The organism is uncultured Oscillibacter sp., from assembly GCF_900546705.1.
In the GTDB taxonomy this organism is placed as follows: Bacteria; Bacillota; Clostridia; order Oscillospirales; family Oscillospiraceae; genus Oscillibacter.
The window spans coordinates 1-22,854 of record NZ_URDP01000011.1; the positions used below are offsets into that span (position 1 = coordinate 1).

Annotated in this window: 22 protein-coding genes; 12 read left to right on the plus strand and 10 right to left on the minus strand. The window is 65.1% G+C overall.

Translation table 11 applies throughout. From position 1 onward, the window contains the following. Both QZS13_RS03815 and iolE read right to left on the minus strand, forming a co-directional pair. Positions 1-670 (minus strand): 5-deoxy-glucuronate isomerase (locus QZS13_RS03815; RefSeq protein ID WP_295585686.1); only part of this gene is annotated, 670 nt, incomplete at its 3' end. Positions 671-743: 73 nt separating this feature from the next. Further along, on the minus strand, positions 744-1,646 hold the full coding sequence (iolE, locus tag QZS13_RS03820) for a myo-inosose-2 dehydratase (protein ID WP_295585688.1): 903 nt from the start codon (positions 1,644-1,646) through the stop codon (positions 744-746). A gap of 570 nt (positions 1,647-2,216) precedes the next feature. Here iolE and QZS13_RS03825 point away from each other — a divergent pair. The 3 genes from QZS13_RS03825 (at position 2,217) to QZS13_RS03835 (ending at position 5,893) form a co-directional block, all read left to right on the plus strand. Continuing rightward, complete coding sequence (locus QZS13_RS03825; protein WP_295585690.1) at positions 2,217-3,215, plus strand: sugar ABC transporter substrate-binding protein; 999 nt, start codon at positions 2,217-2,219, stop codon at positions 3,213-3,215. Positions 3,216-3,360: 145 nt separating this feature from the next. Then, the gene (locus QZS13_RS03830; RefSeq protein WP_295585692.1) at positions 3,361-4,863 is read left to right on the plus strand and encodes a sugar ABC transporter ATP-binding protein; all 1,503 of its coding nucleotides are present in this window, start codon (positions 3,361-3,363) and stop codon (positions 4,861-4,863) included. A 1-nt stretch (position 4,864) separates the two neighbouring features. Beyond that, entirely contained in the window at positions 4,865-5,893 is a 1,029-nt protein-coding gene (locus QZS13_RS03835; protein ID WP_295585694.1) for an ABC transporter permease, read from the plus strand. A gap of 175 nt (positions 5,894-6,068) precedes the next feature. Here the strand turns inward: QZS13_RS03835 and QZS13_RS03840 are convergent, their stop codons facing one another. After that, positions 6,069-7,019 (minus strand): ComEC/Rec2 family competence protein, encoded by a 951-nt coding sequence (locus QZS13_RS03840; protein WP_295585696.1) that lies wholly within the window; start codon positions 7,017-7,019, stop codon positions 6,069-6,071. Positions 7,020-7,242: 223 nt separating this feature from the next. On the opposite strand from QZS13_RS03840, the gene QZS13_RS03845 reads away from it, so the two are divergent. Continuing rightward, complete coding sequence (locus QZS13_RS03845) at positions 7,243-9,063, plus strand: CvpA family protein (protein ID WP_295585698.1); 1,821 nt, start codon at positions 7,243-7,245, stop codon at positions 9,061-9,063. Between the two features lie 112 nt (positions 9,064-9,175). Beyond that, positions 9,176-10,315, plus strand: a complete 1,140-nt coding sequence (locus QZS13_RS03850; protein ID WP_295585699.1) for a pyridoxal phosphate-dependent aminotransferase — start codon at positions 9,176-9,178, stop codon at positions 10,313-10,315. Positions 10,316-10,365: 50 nt separating this feature from the next. Here the strand turns inward: QZS13_RS03850 and QZS13_RS03855 are convergent, their stop codons facing one another. Continuing rightward, entirely contained in the window at positions 10,366-11,463 is a 1,098-nt protein-coding gene (locus tag QZS13_RS03855; protein ID WP_295585701.1) for a M20 family metallopeptidase, read from the minus strand. Positions 11,464-11,713: 250 nt separating this feature from the next. On the opposite strand from QZS13_RS03855, the gene dapB reads away from it, so the two are divergent. Together dapB and dapD are read left to right on the plus strand one after the other, a co-directional pair. Further along, complete coding sequence (gene dapB, locus QZS13_RS03860; protein WP_295585703.1) at positions 11,714-12,430, plus strand: 4-hydroxy-tetrahydrodipicolinate reductase; 717 nt, start codon at positions 11,714-11,716, stop codon at positions 12,428-12,430. A 3-nt stretch (positions 12,431-12,433) separates the two neighbouring features. Then, on the plus strand, positions 12,434-13,138 hold the full coding sequence (dapD, locus tag QZS13_RS03865) for a 2,3,4,5-tetrahydropyridine-2,6-dicarboxylate N-acetyltransferase (RefSeq protein ID WP_295585705.1): 705 nt from the start codon (positions 12,434-12,436) through the stop codon (positions 13,136-13,138). A 177-nt stretch (positions 13,139-13,315) separates the two neighbouring features. Here the strand turns inward: dapD and QZS13_RS03870 are convergent, their stop codons facing one another. The 3 genes from QZS13_RS03870 to QZS13_RS03880 are packed head-to-tail and all read right to left on the minus strand — an operon-like array spanning position 13,316 to position 16,816. Next, complete coding sequence (locus QZS13_RS03870) at positions 13,316-15,769, minus strand: ATP-dependent Clp protease ATP-binding subunit (protein WP_295585708.1); 2,454 nt, start codon at positions 15,767-15,769, stop codon at positions 13,316-13,318. 35 nt (positions 15,770-15,804) lie between these two features. After that, complete coding sequence (locus QZS13_RS03875; protein WP_295585712.1) at positions 15,805-16,311, minus strand: UvrB/UvrC motif-containing protein; 507 nt, start codon at positions 16,309-16,311, stop codon at positions 15,805-15,807. Positions 16,312-16,363: 52 nt separating this feature from the next. Next, a complete protein-coding gene (locus QZS13_RS03880; RefSeq protein ID WP_295585715.1) occupies positions 16,364-16,816 on the minus strand; it encodes a CtsR family transcriptional regulator in 453 nt (150 codons plus the stop codon). 282 nt (positions 16,817-17,098) lie between these two features. Between QZS13_RS03880 and QZS13_RS03885 the strand changes: the two genes are divergently transcribed. From QZS13_RS03885 to rsmI, 3 genes are all read left to right on the plus strand, one after another. Next, positions 17,099-17,272, plus strand: a complete 174-nt coding sequence (locus QZS13_RS03885) for a DUF362 domain-containing protein (RefSeq protein ID WP_295585718.1) — start codon at positions 17,099-17,101, stop codon at positions 17,270-17,272. Positions 17,273-17,375: 103 nt separating this feature from the next. After that, the gene (locus tag QZS13_RS03890) at positions 17,376-18,110 is read left to right on the plus strand and encodes a tRNA1(Val) (adenine(37)-N6)-methyltransferase (protein ID WP_295585722.1); all 735 of its coding nucleotides are present in this window, start codon (positions 17,376-17,378) and stop codon (positions 18,108-18,110) included. Continuing rightward, on the plus strand, positions 18,107-18,949 hold the full coding sequence (gene rsmI / locus QZS13_RS03895) for a 16S rRNA (cytidine(1402)-2'-O)-methyltransferase (RefSeq protein ID WP_295585725.1): 843 nt from the start codon (positions 18,107-18,109) through the stop codon (positions 18,947-18,949). Before QZS13_RS03890 ends, rsmI begins: the two co-directional genes overlap by 4 nt. A gap of 61 nt (positions 18,950-19,010) precedes the next feature. Here the strand turns inward: rsmI and QZS13_RS03900 are convergent, their stop codons facing one another. Then, a complete protein-coding gene (locus tag QZS13_RS03900) occupies positions 19,011-19,253 on the minus strand; it encodes an AbrB/MazE/SpoVT family DNA-binding domain-containing protein (RefSeq protein ID WP_295585726.1) in 243 nt (80 codons plus the stop codon). A 145-nt stretch (positions 19,254-19,398) separates the two neighbouring features. Between QZS13_RS03900 and QZS13_RS03905 the strand changes: the two genes are divergently transcribed. Together QZS13_RS03905 and QZS13_RS03910 are read left to right on the plus strand one after the other, a co-directional pair. Further along, on the plus strand, positions 19,399-19,977 hold the full coding sequence (locus tag QZS13_RS03905) for a spore maturation protein A (protein WP_307986751.1): 579 nt from the start codon (positions 19,399-19,401) through the stop codon (positions 19,975-19,977). Beyond that, on the plus strand, positions 19,974-20,495 hold the full coding sequence (locus QZS13_RS03910; protein WP_295585732.1) for a spore maturation protein: 522 nt from the start codon (positions 19,974-19,976) through the stop codon (positions 20,493-20,495). Before QZS13_RS03905 ends, QZS13_RS03910 begins: the two co-directional genes overlap by 4 nt. A gap of 42 nt (positions 20,496-20,537) precedes the next feature. Here QZS13_RS03910 and QZS13_RS03915 read toward each other — a convergent pair whose 3' ends face one another. Both QZS13_RS03915 and QZS13_RS03920 read right to left on the minus strand, forming a co-directional pair. Beyond that, positions 20,538-21,452 (minus strand): GerMN domain-containing protein, encoded by a 915-nt coding sequence (locus tag QZS13_RS03915; RefSeq protein WP_295585734.1) that lies wholly within the window; start codon positions 21,450-21,452, stop codon positions 20,538-20,540. Then, positions 21,449-22,849, minus strand: coding sequence for a cell wall metabolism sensor histidine kinase WalK (locus QZS13_RS03920; RefSeq protein WP_295585736.1), 1,401 nt, complete (start codon positions 22,847-22,849; stop codon positions 21,449-21,451). Before QZS13_RS03920 ends, QZS13_RS03915 begins: the two co-directional genes overlap by 4 nt. Positions 22,850-22,854 lie beyond the last annotated feature (5 nt).

The window sequence follows — 22,854 nt, forward strand, 5'->3', positions numbered from 1 at the left end:
CGGGCGCGGCGGTCTGGGAGTGGAAGCCGTGGTTGATGACGGCGCAGCCGTTGTGGCCGGTCTTGTAGATCTCGCCGTTGGCAAAGCCGGCGCCGAAGCCCTGGGGATAGTCGAAGCGATAGAAATACACCTCGGGCTGAGGATGATGGTGCGGCGGATAGGAGGACCACTTGCCGGGGTGGTTCAGCACTTCGCCCAGCACCATGTTGGAAAAGGGCGCGTTGTCGTGGTCGAAGAAGGTCTTGATCTCCCGCTCCATGCAGCCCAGCAGCTCGCCGTTGCAGCCGGCGTGCTGGGTCTGGACGGTCTCGGGGGTGTACATGACCGCCTCGTAGTCACGCTCGTTGACGGTCTTCTGGATATAGAGCTCGCTGTGGTCGTGGGCGGTGAGGGTGATCTTGGTGCCCCGGGGCGCCAAAAGGCAGAAGGCCTCGTGGTGGAAGCAGTCGGGCCGGTCGGCCTCGCAGGTCTTGCCGTTCCACTCGTAGGTGACGCTGCCGGCGAACAGCAGCACGGCGATCTCCTTTTCCGCCTCTTCGAAGGTGAAGGTGTCGCCCTTTTCCATCAGCAGAAGGCCGATGTCCATCTGGGTGCCCATGTCGTCCACGGAGGAGTCGATATAGGCGTTGTACCCGTTTTTCAGTTCCTCGTTTTTGTTAAAATAGGTCATCGGAAACATCTCCTATTTTGAATTGCGGTGGGAAAATGACTTTGCCGCGGGAGCCTCCGCCCCCGGACGGGTCTTACAGGCCCGTGTGCTCCCGGATGTACTTGCGGCCCTTCATGGCGTACTCCAGAGGATTGGCCTTGGCAGGGTCCTGCTCGGCCTCCACCAGCAGCCAGCCCTGGTAGCCGGCGTCGGCCAGGACCTTGAACACGGGGTCGAAGTCCACGTCGCCGTCGCCGGGGACGGTGAAGGCGCCGTTGCGGACGGACTGGAGGAAGGACCAGTTGTTCTTCCGGGCCTCCTCGACTACCGGCAGACGCATGTCCTTCAGGTGGACGTGGCCCACCCGGTCCACATACTTTTTCAGCATGGTCAGGGGGTCCTCGCCGGCGAAGGTGAAGTGGCCGGTGTCGTAGCAGAGGAACACGTACCGGGGATCGGTGTTGGACATCATGCGGTCCGTCTCCTCGCTGGTCTGGACCACGGTGCCCATGTGGTGGTGGTAGCAGAGCTTGAAGCCCCGGTCAGAGGCGATCTTGCCCAGCTTGTTGAGGCCGTCGCAGAAGCGGTCCCACTCGGCGTCGTTCATGACGTGCTTGTGGCCGCCGGTGAGGATGGGGGTGTCCACCTGGCCCTGGATGGAGTAGCTCTGCTCGCTGACGTTGATGTGGTTGGCGCCCACGGCGGCCAGGAAGTCCAGGTTGGCGACAAAGTCCTTCTCCTCCTCCTCAAAGGGGCGGGTCAGGATGAACGAGGAGTACCAGCGGCTGGCGATGCGCATGCCCCGCAGGTCCAGGGCCTTTTTCAGCTCGGCGGGGTCGGTGGGGTACTTGTTGCCGATCTCGCAGCCGGTGAAGCCCGCCAGGGCCATCTCGCTGACAATCTGCTGGAAGGTATTCTCCCCGCCCAGCTCCGGCATATCGTCGTTGCACCAGCCGATGGGTGCGATACCAAGGAATACGTGGTTCTGATCGAACATGGGAAACGTCCTCCTTAATCATGATGATTTTCAGATTCGGCGGCCGCGGAGCGGGCGCCGTGTCCCAACGCTCCGGCACTCTGTGTCCGTTCACACAAATCCGCACACAAAAGGCAAACGCCGCAAGCGTTTTCACTTACTAAAAAGTATCATCGTCTCGTCCAAAAATCAACGCTTTTTCCGGCCGGCGGCGGATTTTTTCCGATTTAGCCAAAGGGCTTCCCCATTTTTTTATGGATATGACAGTCCCCCGTCATTCCCCGGGCTATGGGCAGGCAGTCGATTACCTGTCCTTCATTGGCGTACAAGTGTACGTATTTTTTATTCACCGGCGGCGGTTGTGTAAAATGTGTGTAAAATTTGGGCTCTGTTTTTGTGCCTCCTTTCAGGAAGCTTGTGGTATTACCCAAAAATGCACAACAGCTTTCTGTGAGAATCCACATAAATTGTGCAACCTATTGACTTGAATTTCCGTTTGATGCTACAATCCATACAGATTTACCGGACCGGCCTGTCTGTTTTTTATGCATCCCGCCTCCGGAATTTTGAATGAAAAGGAGAAAGAAGTACATGAAGAAGTTTTTTGCTCTGGCTCTTGCACTGGTCATGGCGCTGTCTCTGGTAGCCTGCGGCCAGAAAGAGGACACTCCCGCTGAAGAAGAAACTCCCGCCACTGAAGAAGAGGGCGGCGCCACCAGCGACATCGAGGTCGCCGTCGTTCTGAAGACCCTGGCCTCCGAGTACTGGGGCTACGTGGAAGCCGGCTGCAAGGCCGCTGAGAAGGACCTGGGCATCAAGGTCACCGTGGTCGGCCCCGGCGCTGAGAGCGACATCGAGGGTCAGGTCGCTATGATCGAGCAGCAGATCGGCGCCGGCTGCGACGCCATCGTCTGCGCCCCCAACGACGCCGGCGCTGCCGCCGGTGCCCTGCAGGCCGCCCTGGACGCCGGCATCCCCGTGCTGTCCGTGGACACCAACGTGGGCATCGAGGGTCAGACCTCCTTCGTGGGCACCTCCAACGTGGACGCTGCCAAGCAGGGCGGCCTGTGGGCTGCTGAGCAGGTCGGCGAAGGCGCCAACGCCGTCATCATCTACGGCCAGGAAGGCGACAACACCTCCAACATGCGCCGTCAGGGCTATGAAGAGGCCTGCGAAGAGGCCGGCGTGACCGTCCTGGCTGCTCTGTCCGGTCAGAACACCACCGACGGCGCCACCAAGACCATGGAGGATCTGCTCAACGCCTATCCCGACCAGATCGACATCGTCCTGTGCCACAACGACGACACCGCCATCGGCGCCATGAACGCCTGCAAGAACGCCGGCGTGTCCGACATGACCATCGTGGGCTTTGACGGCAACCAGTCCGCCGTGGATCTGATCCTGGCCGGCGAGATGGTCAAGGCCACCGTGGCCCAGCAGCCCTATGAGATGGGCTATCAGGTCGTCGAGGCCGCTGTGAAGGCCATCAACGACGAGGATGTGGAAGCGACCATCAACGCCCCCGTTGAGGTGGTCACCGCTGAGAACGGCCAGGAGTACCTGGACAGCCTGGCAGCCATGAAGGGCTAAGCGCTCTGCTTTGAAAACTGCATTGTCGCTGCATAGCTGAAAACGGATAAGATATGGCGGCAGAATCGTTTCTGCCGCCATATCTTCGTCTCCCCCGCCCCAGGGCGGGGAGGTGCACAAATCAGGAAAGAAACGAGGTAATTCCATGAGCGAGTATGTCGTCGAACTGAAAAATATTACCAAACGTTTTCCTGGTGTCGTCGCATTGAAAAATATGTCCATTGGCATCAGACCCGGTGAGATCCACGGTCTGATCGGAGAGAACGGCGCGGGCAAGTCCACCCTCATCAAGGTGCTCACCGGCGTCCACACTCCGGAGGAGGGAGACATCTTCGTAGACGGCCAGAAGGTCGTTTTCAAGAACCCTGTTCAGTCCCGGGAGGCGGGAATCGCCTGTGTGTACCAGGAGCTGAACATTGTCAAGCAACTGCCTGTTACGGATAATGTTTTCATGGGGCGCGCCGTGAAAAAGGGCCTGCTTCTGGACTATCCCAGAATGCACCGGGAGGCCGCCGAGGCCCTCAAAACCCTGGGTCACCCCGAGATCGATGTAAAAATGGAATGCGGCAAGCTGGGCGTTGGCCAGCAGCAGATGGTGGAGATCGCCAAGGCTGTTTCCCTGGACGCCAAGCTCATCATTATGGACGAACCCACCTCCTCTCTGGGAAAAGAGGAGATCGAGCAGCTGATGGAGACGGTCCGGGGCCTGAAGGCCAAGGGCGTGGCCATCTTGTTTGTCTCTCATAAATTGGAAGAACTCTTTGAGCTCTGCGACCGTGTCACCGTCATGCGCGACGGCGAGCACATCGTCACCAAGGACATCGCCGACATGACGGAGGACTCCCTGATCACCGCCATGGTGGGCCGGACGCTGGATAACCTGTATCCCAAGGAATTCGGCGTCAAGGGCGACGTGTGGCTGGAGGCCAAGAATCTCAACGAATTCGGCGTCCTCCACGACGTTTCCTTCCAGGCCCACGCCGGCCAGATCACCGGCTTTGCCGGACTGGTGGGCGCAGGCCGCACCGAGACCATGCGGGCCATTTTCGGCGCCGACAAGCTCGACAGCGGCGAGATCTATGTCAAGGGCGAAAAAGTACATATAAAGACTCCCAAGGACGCCATCAAGAAGAAGATCGCCTTCCTGACCGAGGACCGCAAGGGCCAGGGCCTGGTGCTGTCCCTGGACGTGCGGACCAACCTGATCCTGGCCAACATGAAGGGCTTTTGCAACGGCCCGTTCCTGGACAAGGCCCGCATCGAGAAGGCCGGACAGGACAATGTGGATTCCCTGAAGATCAAGACCCCGTCTCTCGACGAGGTCACCGCCCAGCTTTCCGGCGGCAACCAGCAAAAGGTGGTCATCGGCAAGTGGGTCAACACCGACGCGGACATCTTCATCTTCGACGAGCCCACCCGCGGCATCGACGTGGGCGCCAAGATCGAGGTCTACCACGTGATGAACGACCTGGTCAAGGCGGGAAAGTGTGTGATCATGGTCTCCTCCGAGCTGCCGGAGATCCTGGCCATGAGCGACCACGTGGTGGTCATGCGGGGCGGCCGGGTCATGGCCAACATCGACCGTGACACTCCGCACTTCAACTCTGAAGACATCATGAAAGCGGCCTGGGGAGGAGAGTTAGACTGATATGAAAAAGAACAATTCCGCAAAAGAGCTGCTGCAAAAGCTCAGTACGCTGCTGGCGCTCATTATTCTGGTGGCCATTTTCTGGATCGCCATGCCCGACAAGTTCCCCCGCATCTCCAACATCATGAACATCCTCAAGCAGGCATCCATCAACTGCCTGATCGCCTCCGGTATGCTCTGCGCCCTGATTACCGCCGGCATTGACCTGTCCGTGGGCTCCAACTGCGTGCTGTGCACCTGCACCATCGGCGTGCTCATGCAGAGCTTCGGCATCACCAACGCCTTTTTGCTGGCCGTCTGCGGCCTGGCGGTGAGCACCTTCGCCGGCTTCATCAACGGCACGCTGCTGACCCGGCTGGACCTGCCCCACCCCTTCGTGTCCACCATGGGCATGAAGAACGTGCTGCTGGGCATCGCGCTGGTCATCACCGGGTCCAAGTCCATCGGCTTTACCAACCAGGGCGTGGACACCCTCATGTGGATCGGCGGCGAGTCCCTCTTCAAGACCTATGACGCCGACGGCAAGCTGGACTTCCCCGGCATCCCCTTCAGCTTCATCCTGGTCATCGTGGTGTTCATCCTGTTCGACATCTTCCTGAAGAAGTCCGCCCTGGGCCGTCAGATCTACTGCTGCGGCGGCAACCCCGAGGCGGCCCGCCTGTCCGGCATCCCCTCCAAGAACGTGCTGACCTTCGTGTACACTCTCTCCGGCTTCATGGCAGGTCTTGCCGGTGTCGTGTCCGTGGGCCGTCTGGCCTCCGCCAACGCCAACGCCGGCTCCACCTACGATAACGACGCCATCGCCGCGTGCATCGTGGGCGGCGCCTCCTTCACCGGCGGCAAGGGCACCATCTGGGGCACCCTGATCGGCGCGCTGCTGATGGCCGTCATCCGCAACGGTCTGAACCTGGCCGGCGCCTCCAACGATATCCAGTACATCGTCATCGGCGCCGTCATCATCCTGGCGGTCACCATCGACGTGGTCCGCAACAAGATGGAAGCCAAGGCCCGCAAGATGGCCGCGGCCTGATCCCCCACATACGAAAAGACCGGCCTTCGGGCCGGTCTTTTTCTGCGCTGATTCCGGGCCGCGCCCTGCCTGCGCTCCCCTTCCCGGACGGGTCCCCCGCTCCCCGGGCAAAAAAAGCGCCGGCCCCGGCGGGCCGGCGCTTCGCTGATTCGATCTCCGGGCGGCGTGCCCGGGGTTATTCGATCTCCAGGTGGACGCTCTGGTGATACACCGGCTCCACCAGCCCCGGGATGGACACGGCGTCGGTGAAGTACAGCTCCTGGACGTACTCCCGCAGCAGGGAGATGATGTAGGGGTGGGGCCGCTCGTCGGGCCGTCCCGCCGCCACGGACACCACCGCCGTCTTGGGCCGCAGCAGGTTCAAAAGCTTGCGGGTGGTGGAGGACAGGGACGCGTGGTGGGGCACCTTCAAAATGTCGCAGGGGGTGGACGTGTCCGTCTCCCACATGTGGGCGTAGGCGTCGCCTCCCAGGACGACCTCATGGCCGTGGTAGTAGAGCCGCTGGCGCAGGCTGGACACGTTCATGGACTTGCCCCAGTGCACCAGGCCGTAGCCGTCCCGTGCCCCGGCGAAGGCGGCGTCGTAGAGGGATCGCTGCCGGGGGTAGAGGGCGGGCTCCCCGAAGAGGATGTCCATGCGCAATTGGGGCGTCAGCTGCCAGCACTCCGTCCGCCGGCCGGAGAGCTCCGTGCAGTGGCCCACCCGTCCCGGGTGGTCCGCCAGGGCCCGGGCGTACATCTCCACGCACCGCAGCACGTTCCGGGCGGCCTTGGGAAGGCCGTTGTCCCCGTCCGGGTCCAGCGGTGCCGGGCACAGGGGCGGAATGTAGGGGGCGGCCAGCTCGTCCACCGTCACCCGGTCCAGAAGGCGCCCCAGGCCCCCGATGTGGTCCCGGTGGAAGTGGGTGATGAGCAGCAGGTCCAGCCGCTCCACCCCCAGCCCCGCCAGGAAGTCCCCGGCGTAGATCCGGCAGGAGCGCGCGTCCCCCACCGGCGGATGGTCGTCCCGCTCCAGGGCGTCGTGACCGCAGTCCACCAGCATGGCGTACCGGGTGACGCCGCCCTCCATCTCCCGCACCAGAATGGAATCGCCGTTGCCCACGTTGATGAAGTCCAGTGCCAGCATGTCCATCCCCCCTTATTTGGTTGCTTTTACGATACCACAACCCCCGCCCCCGGGCAACGGAAAGCGGGGGCGCAGGGTACAGATTTTTACCCTGAATTTTTGTGAAGGTGCCCAATTTTTTCCACAGCCCGCCGGGGATTTTTCGGGCAAACTTGATTTATTCACACTTTTCCTGTATCATGGTTGCTATCTTTATGGATCGATCACGGAAAGGAGATGCTCCATGCCCTTCGTATTCAACTTCGGCGGCTTTTCCGGCGGCTTCCGCCCCGGCGCCGACGGTACCCAGCAGCCCCAGCGGCGGCCCCGCAAGGCCCGCAAGCCCATCGGCAACGCCTTCACCCGCACCCTTTTGAACCTGGCGGTGACGGCGGTGTTCGGCCTGGTCTACTTCTACGCAGAGCTCCCCCCCATCAACCTCCACGCCGAGGAGTTCTACGTGTTCCTCTTCCTGCTGTGCGCGGTGTACTGCGTCACCGCCGTCCTCACCTCCGGGTTCCAGGGGGAGGGGGTCAAGGGATACGTGGGCTTTGTGAAAAAGCAGTGCACGGTGCCCTTCTTCGTCTTCATCGCCATGATCGCCGTCATCGCCGTGGGGTCCCTCTCCTCCTGGGTGGTGCTGCGGGCCGGGTCCTACAGTAAGCTCCTGCCCATCGAGAGCGGGGACTTCACCGCCGACATCGAGGAGATCTCCTACGACCAGATCCCCATGCTGGACGCGGACTCCGCCGCAAGGCTGGGCAGCCGGAAGCTGGGCGAGCTGAGCGACATGGTGTCCCAGTTCGAGATCCTGCCCACCTACAACCAGATCAACTACCAGGGCCGGCCGGTGCGGGTCACCTCCCTTGCCTACGGGGACCTCATCAAGTGGTTCACCAACCGCTCGGAGGGCCTGCCCGCCTATATCGTCATCGACATGGTGACCCAGGAGGCGGAGATCGTCCGGCTGGACGAGGGCATGAAGTACACCACCGCCGAGCACTTCGGCCGCAACCTCTACCGGCACCTGCGGTTCCACTACCCCACCTATATGTTCGACGAGCCGGTCTTTGAGATCGACGAGTCCGGCACGCCCTACTGGGTGTGCTCCCGGCTGGTGAAGACCATCGGCCTCTTCGGCGGCACGGACGTACAGGGCGCGGTGCTGGTCAACGCCGTCACCGGCGAGTGCACCTACTACGAGGAGGTGCCCAGCTGGGTGGACCGGGTGTACTCCTCCGACCTCATCATGGAGCAGTACGACTACTACGGCCAGTACCACAACGGCTTTTTGAACTCCATGTTCGGCCAGCGGGACGTGACGCTGACCACCGACGGGTGGAACTATATCGCCATCGACGACGACGTGTACATGTACACCGGCGTCACCTCCGTCACCTCCGACCAGTCCAACATCGGCTTCATCCTCTCCAACCAGCGCACCAAGGAGACCCACTTCTACCCGGTGGCCGGCGCCACGGAGACCTCCGCCATGGCCTCGGCCCAGAGCCAGGTCCAGCAGATGCGCTATGAGGCCACGTTCCCCCTGCTGCTGAACATCGCGGACCAGCCCACCTACTTCATGGCCCTCAAGGGCGACGACGGCCTTGTGAAGATGTACGCCATGGTGAACGTGGAGCAGTATCAGATCGTGGAGACGGGCCAGACCCTGGCCGCCTGCGAGGCCAACTACCGCCAGGCCCTGGCCCACGCGGGCATCATCGCCGCCGGCGAGGCCTCCGTCTCCGGCGGGGAGGCGCGCACCCAGGACGGCGTGGTGGCGGAGATCCGCACCAGCGTCATCGACGGCAACACCCACTTCTATGTGCGCATGCGGGACTCCCTGGGCTATCTGGACTTCGACGCCGCCGAGGTGCCCCGTGCGGTGCTGCTGGACGTGGGGGACCACATCTGGTACGACTTCACCCTGGAGGGCGCCCAGTTCCCGGAAAACGGCATCGTGCCCGCCACCGGCTTCCGGTTTGAGGGCGAGAGCGCCGACGCATCCGTTGCCGGCGCGGCAAGCGACGGTGCCGACGCCGCAGATACCGGCACAGCCTCCTGAGAGAAAAAAGGCAGTCCCGCGGGGGACTGCCTTTTTTTGGATACAACGTCCGTTGACAACGGTTTTTTCCCGTCCTATACTGGATTTCATACCATAAAGGAGCGTGAGAGCCATGAAGCTAACAATGAACAACGCCGTGATGAACGTGGAGCTGTCCGGCATCCGCCAGTTCACCTACCTGGTGCAGGACACCCCCGGCGCCTGCGCACTGACCATCGGCGAGCCGGACCTGGACACCCCCCAGGCCATCCGGGACGCCGCCAAGGCCTCCCTGGACGCCGGCGACACCCACTATCCCCCGGGCAACGGCTACCCCTACCTGCTGGAGGCCATCTCCCGCTTCGAGCGCGAATCCCACGGCCTTTCCTACGACCCGTCCCATGAGATCATCGTCACCGTGGGCGCCACGGAGGGCCTCTACGTGAGCCTGACCGCCATCCTCAACCCCGGCGACGAGGTCATCATCCCCACCCCCGCCTTCGGCCTGTACGACTCCCTGGTGCGGCTCAGCGGCGGCGTGCCGGTGTTTTTGCCCACGGAGGACACCCACTTCCAGATCGACCCGGCGGCCCTGGCGGCGGCCATCACCCCCCGGACCAAGGCCGTGGTCCTCAACTCCCCCAATAACCCCACCGGCTGCGTCTACACCCGGGAGACGTTGGACGGCATCCACGCCGTGCTCCGGGACAAGCCCATCTTCGTGGTGTGCGACGACGTATACCGGACGCTGGTCTACGGGACGGAGTATCACAGCTTTGCCGAGTACGCCGACATGCGGGACCGGGTCATCGTGGTGCAGAGCTTCTCCAAGCCCTACGCCATGACCGGCTGGCGCCTGGGCTACACCATGGCCGACGCCCCCGTTATGGACCGGGTCCAGGTGTTCCACCAGTACGCCGTCACCTCCGTGCCCGCCTTCGTCCAGAAGGCCTGCGTCACGGCCCTGAACACCCCCACCGAGGACGTGCGGGCGCTGTTCCAGAAGCGCCGGGACTACGTCTACGGCCGCCTCAAGGCCATGGGCCTTTCCGTGGAGGAGCCCCAGGGCGCCTTCTACATGTTCATCGACATCCGGCCCTACGGCATGGACTCCACCACCTTCTGCACCCGGATGCTCAAGGAGGGCCTGGTAGGGCTGATCCCCGGCGTCCACTTCGGCGCCGAGGGCTTCATGCGCCTTTCCTACTGCTACTCCGACGCCGACCTGAAAGAGGGCCTGGACCGGATCGAGCGGTTCATCCAGTCCCTGTAAGCCCACAGCAAAACGCTCCGTACCTTTCGGTACGGAGCGTTTTTTTGCCCTCAGGGAAGCCGGGCCAGCTGTTCCAGAAACGCCGCCCCCGCCGGCAGCACGGCCCCGTCGTCAAAGTCGAAGTCCGGCGCGTGGAGGGGCGGGGTGTCCCCGGTGCCCAGGAAGAAGAACACGCCGGGCACGTACTGCTGGTAAAAGGCGAAGTCCTCCGCCGCCAGCACCGGCTGGGGAAGGTCGGCAGGGGCATGGTCCCCCAGTTCCCGGCACACCCGCTCATAGAGGGACTCGTGGTTCCACACGGCGGGGTTGCCCTCGCTCAGCTCCACGGATACGGCGCAGCCGCTCTCCGCCTCCACAGCCCGGGCGATGTCCCGCAGCTGGCGGCCGCAGAAGGCGAACGTCTCCTGGCGGTAGGTGCGCAGGCTGCCCTCCAGCACCGCGCTGCCGCTGATGACGTTGCGGGCGGTGCCGGCGGTCATTTTGCCGAACCGCAGCACCCGGGGGTCCTTGGGGGGGAGCTGGTCCATCATGTCGTAGGCCCGGCGCACGTATTCCATGGCCGCCAGCAGCGCGTCATGGCCCTGGTCGGCCCGGCTCAGGTGGACGCTTCTGCCCTCCACCCGGACGGTCACCTCGCTGGAGCGGGCCATCATGGGCCCGGGCCGGGACCACACACTGCCCGCCGGCAGGCCCGGCCACAGGTGCAGCCCGAAGATCCGCCGCACCCGGTAGCGCTCCAGCACGCCGCACCGGCACACGTCCCGGGCGCCGCCGGAGGTCTCCTCCGCCGGCTGGAAGATGAGCAGCACGTTCCGGGGAAGGCCCTCCGCCCCGGCAAGGCGCGCCGCCAGGTCCAGCACCATGGCCGCGTGGCCGTCGTGGCCGCAGGCGTGCATGGCCCCCGGGTGGGTGGAGGCGTAGGGGGCGCCGGTGGCCTCCCGGACGGGCAGGGCGTCCAGATCCGCCCGAAAGGCCGCCGTCTCGCTCTTCCCCGCGTCAAAGTAGGCACACACGCACCCGCCGATGGGGGAGAACACCTTGCACGGGCGCCCGGCGAGCGCCTCCTTGATATACTCCGTCGTCTTGGGGAGCTGCCGGTCCAGTTCCGGGATGGCATGCAGCGCCCTGCGATGAGAAACCACGTCCATGGTCCTCCCTCCTTTTTCCCATGATGTTCCATTATAGCACATTTGTCCGCCATGGAAAGAACTTTTTTCCCTTGGACTCGCGGCGTCCCTCTGATAGGATGGCTTCGACGCCGGCCGGACACGGCGGCGGGGACATGCCGGCCCTTTATTGTATGCATCCGCCGGGCCGGAAAGCAGGAGGGACGCCTATGAAATTTTCGCATCTGCCCCCCGGGCGGGGCCATGGTTTTTGGAAGGGGGGCGGGCCGCCGTGCGGTATCTGCTGATCGGCCGGGGGCGCATGGGCCGGTGCGTCCGGGACGCGGCCGCCGCCCTGGGGGACCAGGTGGAGGGCATGCTGGGCCGGGACGACCTGGAGCGGCTGGGGCGCATGGGCCGCACGGCGGACGTGGTGGTGGACTTCTCCCGGCCGGAGGCCCTGGCGGAGCTGTGCGCCTACGCCCGCCGCACCGCCACGCCGGTGCTCTCCGGCACCACCGGCTTTACGGACCGGCAGCTGGCGCAGCTGCGGGCCCTGGGGGCACACGTGCCGGTTTTGTGGAGCCCCAACTTCTCCGTGGGGGCGGCCGCCCTGTTCCGGGCGGCGGAGGCGGCGGCGGGAATCCTGGGCCCTGGGTTCGACGTGGAGGTCACGGAGCTCCACCACCGGGGCAAGTCCGACGCCCCCAGCGGCACGGCCCTGCGGCTGATGCGGGCGGCGGACCCGGCGGGCCGGCTGCACCCGGTGTACGGCCGACGGGGAGAGTGCGGCCGCAGCCGGGACGAGGCGGGCGTCCACGCCCTGCGGGGCGGCACGGCGCCGGGCACCCACAGCGTCTACTTCCTGGGCTGCGGGGAGGAGCTGGTGCTCACCCACCGCGCCCTGAGCCGGGACATCTACGCCGCCGGGGCGGTGCGGGCGGCCCGGGCGCTGCCGGGGATGGCCCCCGGCTTTTACGATCTGGAAACCGTTTTGCTGGGAGGGTAAGCCATGGAAGAGCGAAACACGCGGGAGATCATCGACGCCATTGCCGGCGGGGAAAAGCGGACGCCGGTGAAGGTATACGTCAGCACCGACGCCCCGGTGGACTTCGGGGCATCGCAGGTGTTCGGCGGCGCGGGCAGCTATATCGTCTTCGGAGACTGGGACGACCTGGGCCCCATTCTGGAGGCCAACCGGGAGCGCATCACCGACTGCGTGGTGGAGTGCGACCGGCGCCGCTCCGCCGTGGCGCTGCTGGACCTGAAGGACCTGCCCGCCCGGGTGGAGCCGGGGGCGGTCATCCGGGACGGGGCCGAGATCGGCGCGGGGGCCGTCATTTTGATGGGGGCCGTCATCAACCTGGGCGCCCGGGTGGGCGAGGGCACCATGGTGGACATGGGGGCCGTGGTGGGGTCCGGGGCCGCGGTGGGCCGCAACTGCCACATCGGGGCGGGGGCGGTGCTCTCCGGGGTGGCGGAGCCCGCCTGCCCGGTGCCGGTACGTGTGGAGGACGGGGCCTTCATCGGGGCCAACGCGGTGGTGCTGGAGGGGGTGCGCATCGGCGCGGAGGCGGTGGTGGCCGCCGGGGCGGTGGTGACGGCGGACGTGCCGCCCCGGGCGGTGGCGGCGGGGTGCCCGGCCCGGGTGGTGAAGTTCCGGGACGCGGGGACCGACGCCAAGACCGCCCTCACCGAGGCACTGCGGCAGCTGTAAGGCCAGCGCCCCCGCCGAAAGCCGGTACCGTCCCGGGTCCGCGCCGCCGGACGCCGGAGCGCCCCGGAAAACCGTCCGCCGGTACCGTCCCGGCGCGGGCCCCTCCCCCGGCCCGGACGCCGCCCGGGACCGAGCACAAAAAAAAGGCCTGCCGCGTAAGCGGCAGGTCTTTTTGCCTTACTTTTCGATGCAGAGCTTGTCGTCCTCCACCGTCAGGTGGGCGGTATCGCCGGAGGCCAGGGTGCCGTCGAGCATCTTCTCGGCTACAGCGTCCTCCACCTTGCTCTGGATGGCCCGGCGCAGGGGACGGGCGCCGTACTTGGGGTCGAAGCCCTCCTTGGCAAGCTCGGCCACCGCCTCGTCGCTGGCGTCCAGGTGGATGCCCATGGCCTCCATCCGGGCGGACACGCCCCGCAGCATCCTGCGGGCAACCTCCTGGATGTCCGCCTCGCTCAGAGAGCGGAAGACGATGATGTCGTCGATCCGGTTGAGGAACTCGGGCCGGAAGGTCTGGCGCAGCTCCGCCATGACCGTCTCCTTGGCACGCTGGAAGGCGGCCTCGGCGTCGGCGGCGGCGTTCTTGTCCTCCGCGGAGAAGCCCAGCTTCCCTGCGGCGGCGGTCAGGCTCTTGGCGCCGATGTTGCTGGTCATGACGATGACCGTGTTCTTGAAGTCCACGGTGCGGCCCTGGGAGTCGGTGATCCGGCCGTCGTCCAGGATCTGCAGCAGCACGTTCCACACGTCCTCGTGGGCTTTTTCGATCTCATCGAACAGCACCACGGAGTAGGGCTTTCTGCGGACCTTCTCGGTCAGCTGGCCGCCCTCCTCGTGACCCACGTATCCCGGAGGGGAACCGATGAGACGGGAGACTGTGTGGCGCTCCATGTACTCGGACATATCGATCCGGATCATGGCGTTCTCGTCGCCGAACATGGCCTCGGCCAGGGACTTGCAAAGCTCGGTCTTGCCAACGCCGGTGGGGCCAAGGAACAAAAACGAGCCGATGGGGCGCTTGGGGTCCTTCAATCCCACACGGCCCCGGCGGATGGCCCGGGCCACGGCCTTCACGGCCTCGTCCTGGCCCACCACACGGGCATGGAGGGTGTCCTCCATGTGCAGCAGACGCTGGCTCTCGTCCTCGGTCAGACGGGTGACGGGGATGCCGGTCCACCCGGCCACCACGGCGGCGATGTCCTCCGCGGTGACGGGACGGTGCTGCTGCATGTTCTTGCGGCGCTTGTCCCGCTCGATCTCCACCTGCTCCCGGTAGTCCTTTTCGATGTCCCGCAGCTGGGCGGCCTTCTCGTAGTCCTGGGCGTTAATGGCGGCTTCCTTGTCCTTGACCAGGGCGCTGATCTTCTCCTCCAGGCTCTTGAGCTCGGGGGAGAGCTCCTCGGTCTCCATCCGCACCCGGCTGGCGGCCTCGTCCATCAGGTCGATGGCCTTGTCGGGCAGGAAGCGGTCGTTGATATACCGGGCGGAGAGGTTGACGGCAGCCTCCAGGGCCTCGTCGGTGATCTGGAGCTTATGGTGCTGCTCGTACTTCTCCCGCAGGCCCTTCAGGATCTCCAGGGAAGCCTCCCGGCTGGGCTCGCCCACCTGCACCGGCTGGAACCGGCGCTCCAGGGCGGCGTCCTTTTCGATATACTTGCGGTACTCGTTGAGGGTGGTGGCGCCGATGACCTGGATCTCGCCCCGGCCCAGAGCGGGCTTGATGATGTTGGCGGCGTCCACGGCGCCCTCGGCGGAGCCTGCGCCCACGATGGTGTGGAGCTCATCGATGAAGAGGATCACGTCGCCGGACTTCTTCACCTCGTCCAGCAGCTTCTTGATCCGCTCTTCGAATTCGCCCCGGTACTTGGTGCCGGCCACCATGCCGGAAAGGTCCAACGACAAAAGGCGCTTGTCCAGCAGCTCGTCGGGCACGTCGCCCATGGCGATCTTCCGGGCCAGGCCCTCTGCGATGGCGGTCTTGCCCACGCCGGGCTCACCGATCAGGCAGGGGTTGTTCTTGGACCGGCGGGAGAGGATCTGGATGACCCGCTGAATCTCCTGGTCCCGGCCGATGACCGGGTCCAGCTTGCCGGCGCGGGCGTCGGCGGTCAGATCCCGGGTGAACTCAGCGAGGGTCTTGTTCTTGCCGTCGTCCTTGCCGCCGCTGCGGGCCTGGGGCTCCGCGGCGCGGCTGCGGGGGGTCTTGCTGAGCTTTTCCATGAGGGCGGTGTACAGGTGCTTGGCGTCCACGCCGGCGGTGCGCAGGATGCGGACGGCCATGTTGTTGCCCTCCCGCAAAATGCCTGCCAGCAGGTGCTCCGTGCCAACGTAGTTGTAGCCGCCGCGGATGGAGTCCTCCATGGCGATCTCCACCACCCGCTTGGCCCGGGGCGTCAGGCCCTGGGCGGGGTTGCCGCCGGGGAGTCCCGCCCCCACGCTGGTTTTGATGATCTCCACGATCATGTCGTCCGTCAGGCCCGCCTCCGTCAGCACGGTGTGGGCGATGCCCTCGTTTTCCCGGATCAGTCCCAGCAGCAGGTGCTCCGTGCCCACGTACCCGTGGCCCAGTTCACCGGCCGCTTCCTGGGAAAGCCGCAGCGCCTCTTCGGCGCCGGGCGTGAATTTATTTTCATTCATAGATCTTTACCTTCTTTCCTGTGGGAGGGAGGGCGTCACTTGCTCTCCTTTTTCTCCTTGTGCTCGGCCTCCAGGGCCCGGATCTTGTCCCGCAGCTGGGCGGCCTTTTCGAAGTCCTCGTGGTGGACGGCCTTCTTCATCTCCAGCTTCAATGCGTTCATCTCACGCATGTAGGCAAAGCGGCTCTGGTCCTCCTTGCCCACCAGGTCATCCTTCTTCTCCTCCTGGGCGCTCTCCTGGCTGGGTGCCGCGCTCAGGGCGGGCATGGTGTCGAAGAAGTCGTCAAAGGGATTTTCCAGCAGCCGGTTCATGCGGCCGAAGAGGCTGGGCATGGGGCTGAAGAAATCGTCGAAGAAGCTGTCTGAGAAGAAGCTGTCCCCGAAGAAGCCCTGCATCATGCGCGGGGCGCGGGCCGCAGCCTTGTGGGTGTAGCCCAGCTTCTCGGCGCACTCGCTGCAAAGGTGCTTTTCGGTGACCTGTCCGTTGATGTTGCTCTGATAAATAAAGGTAACTTCATTCTTACCGCAATTCTCGCATTTCATAATTGATTCCTCCTATAAAAAAGCCTTGTGTTGTCAAAAATTCTTCCGGTGGCTACACCTGCAGGATGAGCACCTGCTTTAAGATGTCCGCCCGTACCCGGTCCCGGTTTTCCCGGGGCACGGAGGCCAGGGCCTTGTCCCCCACCGCCGCCAGGAACGTGCGTCCCAGGCTCTCGTCCAGGGCGCCGGCGCTGACCAGGTTGGAGAGGATGGCCCGTGCCGAAGCAAGATCCACACTCGCCCCCAGGGAGTTGATGACGTGCATCATCAGCGTCTGGCGATCCACCTGCACCCGGGTGATCCGGATGTATCCGTTGCCGCCCCGGCGGCTTTCCACGATGTAGCCCCGCTCCGGGGAGAACCGGGTGCTCATCACGTAGTTGATCTGGCTGGGCACGCAGTTGAAGCGCTGGGCCAGGTCGCTGCGCTGGACCTCCAGCACACCGTCCTTCGCCTCTTCCAGGCCCTCCTGGAGGAAGCTGGCAATCAAATCCGAAATACCCACGCTGCAACCACCCTTTCCGTCTTGTCGTTTGTTTGACTTTGACTTTCTTTAACCTTTCGTTCTGACGCTAGTATACCACCCTTCGAAAAATTGTCAAGGGGTAATTTTTGACTTTCTTTGACCAATTTGAAAACAATTTGTGAACGGGAAATTTTCCGGCGGCGGTCCGGGAAAGTCCCCGTTCAATTTTGATAAAATTCCCGTCGGCGGCGGAAGCTGCCTCTTGCATTTTCAAAAATGTATGCTACAATAAACGTACAATTCTAATGGAGGTGCTTCCCAATGGCTTACAAGATTACTTCTGCCTGCGTGAGCTGCGGCTCCTGCGCGGACGTTTGCCCCGCCGGTGCTATCAGCCAGGGTGATGACCAGTACGTCATCGACGCTGCCGCCTGCCTGGACTGCGGTTCTTGCTGCGACACCTGCCCCAACGGCGCCATCGTCCCCGAGGAATAATCGAGGATACATAAAAGCACCGCGAGCTTTGCTCGCGGTGTTTTTTGTTGCCCTGGGCCGGTTCATCCGGTATAATGGGAGCCATGGAACGGAGGTGAGGGGCATGGAGCACTGGGAGGCCATCCGGCCCGGCGGCTGCCGCTTCGTCTGGGACGAGGACTGCTTCCGCCCGGGGACGGACACGTTCGCCCTGGCGTCGGTGCCCCGGCTGCGTCCGGGGATGCGGGTGTGCGACCTGGGGTGCGGCACGGGGCTTCTTTCGTTGCTGCTGCTGGAGCGGGAGCCGGATCTGGCGGTGACGGGGGTGGAGCTCCAGCCCTACGCGGCGGCGCTGTGCCGTCGGGCGACGGCGGAGAACGGCCTGGAGGGCCGCCTGACCGTCCTGGAGGGGGACATCCGCCGCATCCGGGAATTGCTGCCCGCCGGCAGGTTCGATCTGGTGGTGTCCAATCCCCCCTACTATCCCGTAGGCAGCGGACGTCTTCCCGCCGGCGACGCCCTGCGCCGTGCCCGCAGCGAGGATGGGTGCACGCTGGCCCAGGTTTGCGCCGCGGCGGCGTACCTTCTCCGCTGGGGCGGGAAATTCTGCCTGGTCCACAAGCCGGAGCGGCTGACGGACGTTTTTTGCGCCCTGCGGGAGGCGGGGCTGGAGCCCAAGGGACTGCGGAGTGTGTGCCCCCGGCCGGAGCGGCCCCCGTCCCTGGTGCTCATCGAGGCCGCCCGGGGCGGCCGTCCGGGGCTGGACTTCCGGGCACCGCTGATCTTGCAGACAGATTCCGGCGCCCCCACGGCGGAGGCGGACGCCATCTATTTCAGACAACAGGAGGACATGCCATGAGCGGCACCTTGTATTTGGTGGCCACCCCCATCGGCAACCTGGGGGACTTCTCCCCCCGGGCGGTGGAGACGCTGGAGCGGGTGGACTTTATCGCGGCGGAGGACACCCGGGTGTCCATCAAGCTGCTCAATCACTTTTCCATCAAAAAGCCCCTGGTCAGCTACCACGAGCACAACCACGTCACCGCCGGCCAGGCGGTTTTGCAGCGGCTTTTGAACGGGGAGAGCTGCGCCCTGGTGACGGACGCGGGCACCCCCGCCGTCTCGGACCCGGGGGAGGACCTGGTGCGGCTGTGCGCCGAAGCGGACGTGCCGGTGGTGTCCATCCCCGGCTGCTGCGCGGCGGTGAACGCCCTGGCGGTCAGCGGACTGCCCACGGGCCGCTTCACCTTCGAGGGCTTCCTCACCGTCAACAAGAAAAGCCGCCGGGCCCACCTGGACTCCCTGAAGGGCGAGACGCGCACCATGATCTTCCACGAGGCGCCCCACAAGCTCCTCACCACCCTGGAAGATCTCCGGGACACCTTCGGGGCCGACCGCTCCGTGGCTCTTTGCCGGGAGCTGACCAAGCTCCACGAGCAGGTGCTCCGGTGCACCCTGGGCCAGGCGGCGGACTACTACCGGGAAAACGCCCCCAAGGGGGAGTTCGTGCTGGTGGTGGCCGGCGCGCCGGAGCCGGAGGCGCCCCCCGTCACCCTGGACGAGGGCGTGGGGCAGGTGCTCTCGCTGGTGGCCCAGGGCCAGCGGCTCAAGGACGCGGCCCGGGAGGTGGCCGCCCACACGGGCCTTTCCAAAAACGAGCTCTACGCCGCGGCCATCGCCCGGCAGGAGCCGCAGTAAAAACAAAAAGGCGCTCCGGTCAGATCTGGCCGGAGCGCGAATTTTTGTCGTCTGTTGTTGTTTACAGTCCTTTGAGTTCCTTGAGACACTTGGGGCAGATGTTTTTTCCTTTGAACACCGTGATGTCCTTGGTGCCGTCACAGAAAATACAGCTGGGCTTATATTTTTTCAGAATGACGGACGACCCTTCCACATAGATTTCCAATGCGTCCTTCTCCGCAATGTCCAGGGTGCGGCGCATTTCGATCGGAAGGACGATGCGACCTAACTCGTCGACTTTTCTTACAATTCCGGTAGCTTTCACAGTCGTTCTCCTTTTCTTGCAGCTTCTCTCTCTCTTCCGTCCGTTAAGAATATCACACTCTGTCATATTATGTCAATTCATCTGATAAAATTTAAAAATTCATTCACAATTTTCTATATTTTGTATCGGGAGGGATTTTGTGACAATGACGTGGCTGTGGAGCGGCATGGTGGTGCTCTCCGTTCTCTTCGGCCTTGCCACCGGAAAAATCGACGCGGTGTCCGACGCGGCGCTGGACGGCGCGGCCTCCGCCGTGGAACTGAGTTTGACCATGGCCGGGGTGCTGTGCCTTTGGTCGGGGGTCATGGAGATCATGAACGTGTGCGGGGTGTCCGGGCGCCTGGCGGGGCTGTTCCGGCCACTTTTGCGGCGGCTGCTGCCCCGGGCCAGCCGGGACGATGAGACGCTCTCGGCGGTGTCGGCCAACGTGTCGGCCAACCTGTTGGGTCTTGGGAACGCGGCCACGCCCCTGGGCATCCAGGCGGCCCGGCGGATGGCGGCGGGGTGCGACGGGGTGGCCAGCGACGAGCTTTGTTTGCTGGTGGTGCTCAACACCGCCTCCATCCAGCTGCTGCCGGCCACCATCGCCTCCGTCCGGGCGGCGGCGGGGTGCGCCACCCCCTTTGACATCTTGCCGGCGGTGTGGCTTTCCTCGGCGGCGTCGGTGGCGGTGGGTCTGACGGCGGCGAAGCTCTTTTCCCGGGTGGGAAGGAGGCGGCCATGAACGTATCGTCCCTGGTGGTGCCGCTGCTGCTGGCGGGACTGGCTGCCTACGGCGCCGGCCGGCGGGTGGACGTGTACAGCGCCCTGACCCACGGGGCCGAGGAGGGGCTGACGGTGCTGCTGCGGATCGTGCCGTCCCTGGTGGGGCTGCTGACCGCCGTGAGCATGTTCCGCTCCTCCGGGGCCATGGAGTGGTTTTCCGATCTCTTCGCCCCGGTGCTGGCCCTTCTGGGCATCCCGGAGGAGACGGCGCCGCTGCTGCTGATCCGGCCCGTGTCCGGCAGCGGGGCGCTGGCGGTGGCCACGGACCTGCTGCAAACCTACGGCCCCGACAGCTACATCGGCCGGGTGGCGGCGGTGATGCTGGGCAGCACGGAGACCACGTTCTACACCATCGCCGTCTACTTCGGCGCCGCGGGCATCGTCCGCACCCGCCACGCGGTGCCCGCCGCATTGATGGCGGACCTGACGGGCTTCGCCGTCTCGGCCCTGGCGGTGCGGCTGCTGTTCGGCGCATAGGCAGAAAAAAACGAGGAGGTCTCCCTCCTCGTTTTTTCTGTTTCACTCCGTAAAGGGCGCCCGGACGGCGGCGGGGCCGTAGGTGTCGGCGTACTCCCCGTCCACCAGGAACTGCACCTCCTCCACCGACTCCAGGGAGCACAGCGACCGGGCCAGGGCCTCCAGGGCCAGCGGCACGCCGTCGGTGCTCTCCAGCTCTCCCAGCACGGCGGAGGACAAGTTCACGTAGCACACGGCCTGGTCCTGCCACACGGACCGGACGGCAAAGCCCTCCGGGCAGGGCGAGGCCAGTCCCTGGTCCGGGGCGCCGGACTCCACCGCCGCGGCCACGGCGGCGGCCTGGGTGTCCCCCTCGTAGAGCTCCAGGGTGGTCTGCCAGGCGGTCAATGTCCCGTCGGGCCCCAGCAGGTACACGTCGGCGTCCACGGTGCCCACCACGTCCTCGGCGGAGGAGAAGAGCACGTCCCCGGCGGTAAAGAGCTGGCTGGGCCGGTAGCCCAGCTCCCGGCCCCGGACGGTGACGCTGACGGAGGAGATGCCCGGCAGCTGGGTCAGCGTCAGCGTCACGGCGTAGTCCGCCAGGGTCAGCGCCACGCCGGAGAGGGACCCGTACCCGGCGGACATGTCCACCACGGCCCGCCGCCCCTCCACCTGCACCGACTCCACCTCGGTGCCGGCGGGGATGGCGGAGCGGAGCGTCTCGTCCGTGGGACCACGGAGCAGGGCCTCCATAAGGGCCAGGGCCGCCTCCTCCGGCTCCAGCTCGTCCACGCCCTCCAGCACCGTCTCCTCGGATCGCAGCGCGTCGCCGCCGGCGGCGGCGGTCAGGTCGGCCTCCCGGAAGTAGAGCAGGTAGGTGTCGCTGCGGCGGGCGGCGGTGACGGCCGCGTAGGTGCACCCGCCCAGCAGGCACGCCGCCGTCACCAGGGCGCAAAGGGCCATGGCTGTGCGTCTCACGCTTCCTCCTCCCCCTTCCAGGGCCAGCGGACGGTGAACACCGCACCGCCGCCGGGGCGGTTGGCGGCCCGGGCGGTGCCGCCCCGCTTGTTCACCATGTCGCTGACGATGCTCAGTCCCAGTCCCGTGCCGCCGGCGGCCCGGGAGCGGGCCTTGTCCACCCGGTAAAACCGCTCGAACACCCGGTCCAGGTCCTCGGCCGGGATGCCGGGTCCGTTGTCCGCCACGGACAGCACCACCCACGCCCCCTCCCGGCCCAGGCTCACCTGCACGGCGCCGCCGGTACCGGTGTACTTGACGCCGTTTTCCGTCAGGTTGTAGATGACCTGGTGGATCTCGTCGGGACTTGCCGACACGGTGCACGTTCCGGCGGCGCTCCAGGTCAGCTCCACCTGCTTTTCCTGTGCCACCAGGGTCATCATCCGCATGACCTGCTCCAGTACCGCCGTCACGTCCACCGTCACCGGCGGGGGCAATACGCTGTTGTCCAGCCGGGTCAGCCGCAGCAGATCCTCGGTGATGCGGCTGAGGCGCTCGGCCTCGGCGCCGATGTCGGAGACGAACTCCCGGGCGGTGGCCCGGTCGATGTCCTCCGTCTGCAAAATGGAGTCGGTGAGCAGCCGGATGGCGGCCAGGGGGGTCTTGAGCTCGTGGGAGGCGTCGGAGACGAACCGGCGCCGGGCGCTCTCCGTGGTCTGGAGCCGGTCAGTGAGGCTGTTGAACTCCTGGGCGATCTGGGCGATCTCGTCATGGCCCCGGATCTCGGCCCGGTGGCTGTAAGCCCCCTCCCGCACCTGGCGGATGGCGTCGAGCAGCTGGCCGATCTTCCTTGTCAATGCCCGGGAGAGGAGCACGCTCAGCCCCGCCACCACCACGGCGATGACGCCGGACAATCGCAGCAGGTTGCTCCGGAGGCCCTCCAGCAGCGACGCCTGCTCCGTGTCGTACTCGTAGGCGTACACGGCGCCGATGATCTGGTTCTGGTAGAGCACCGGCGAGGCGGCCCGGGACCGGAACGCCTCCTTTTCGTAGCGGCAGGTGAAGGCGTCGTTGCCCAGCAGGGCCTGGACGATCTCCGTGTAGAAGGCGTACTGCCCCACGGCGCTGTCGGTCTCCCGGGTGTCGTAGAGCACCTTCCCGGCCCCGTCGGTGACCAGGATGCGGCTCAGGCCCGTATCCTCCGCCACGGCCATGGTCTGGGCCACGTTCTCCTCGCTCAGATTGTCCAGCCCGGACAGCGACCCCACCAGCACGGACACGCTGGACTGGAGGGTGGAGGCCTTGGAGCGGAACACCAGGTCCTCGGACACCAGCAGCGGGTAGGTGTTGAGCAGCAGCAGCACCGCCGTGATGACCAGGATGTAGCTCAGGCCGAACTTGAATTGCAGGCTGCCCACCAGCC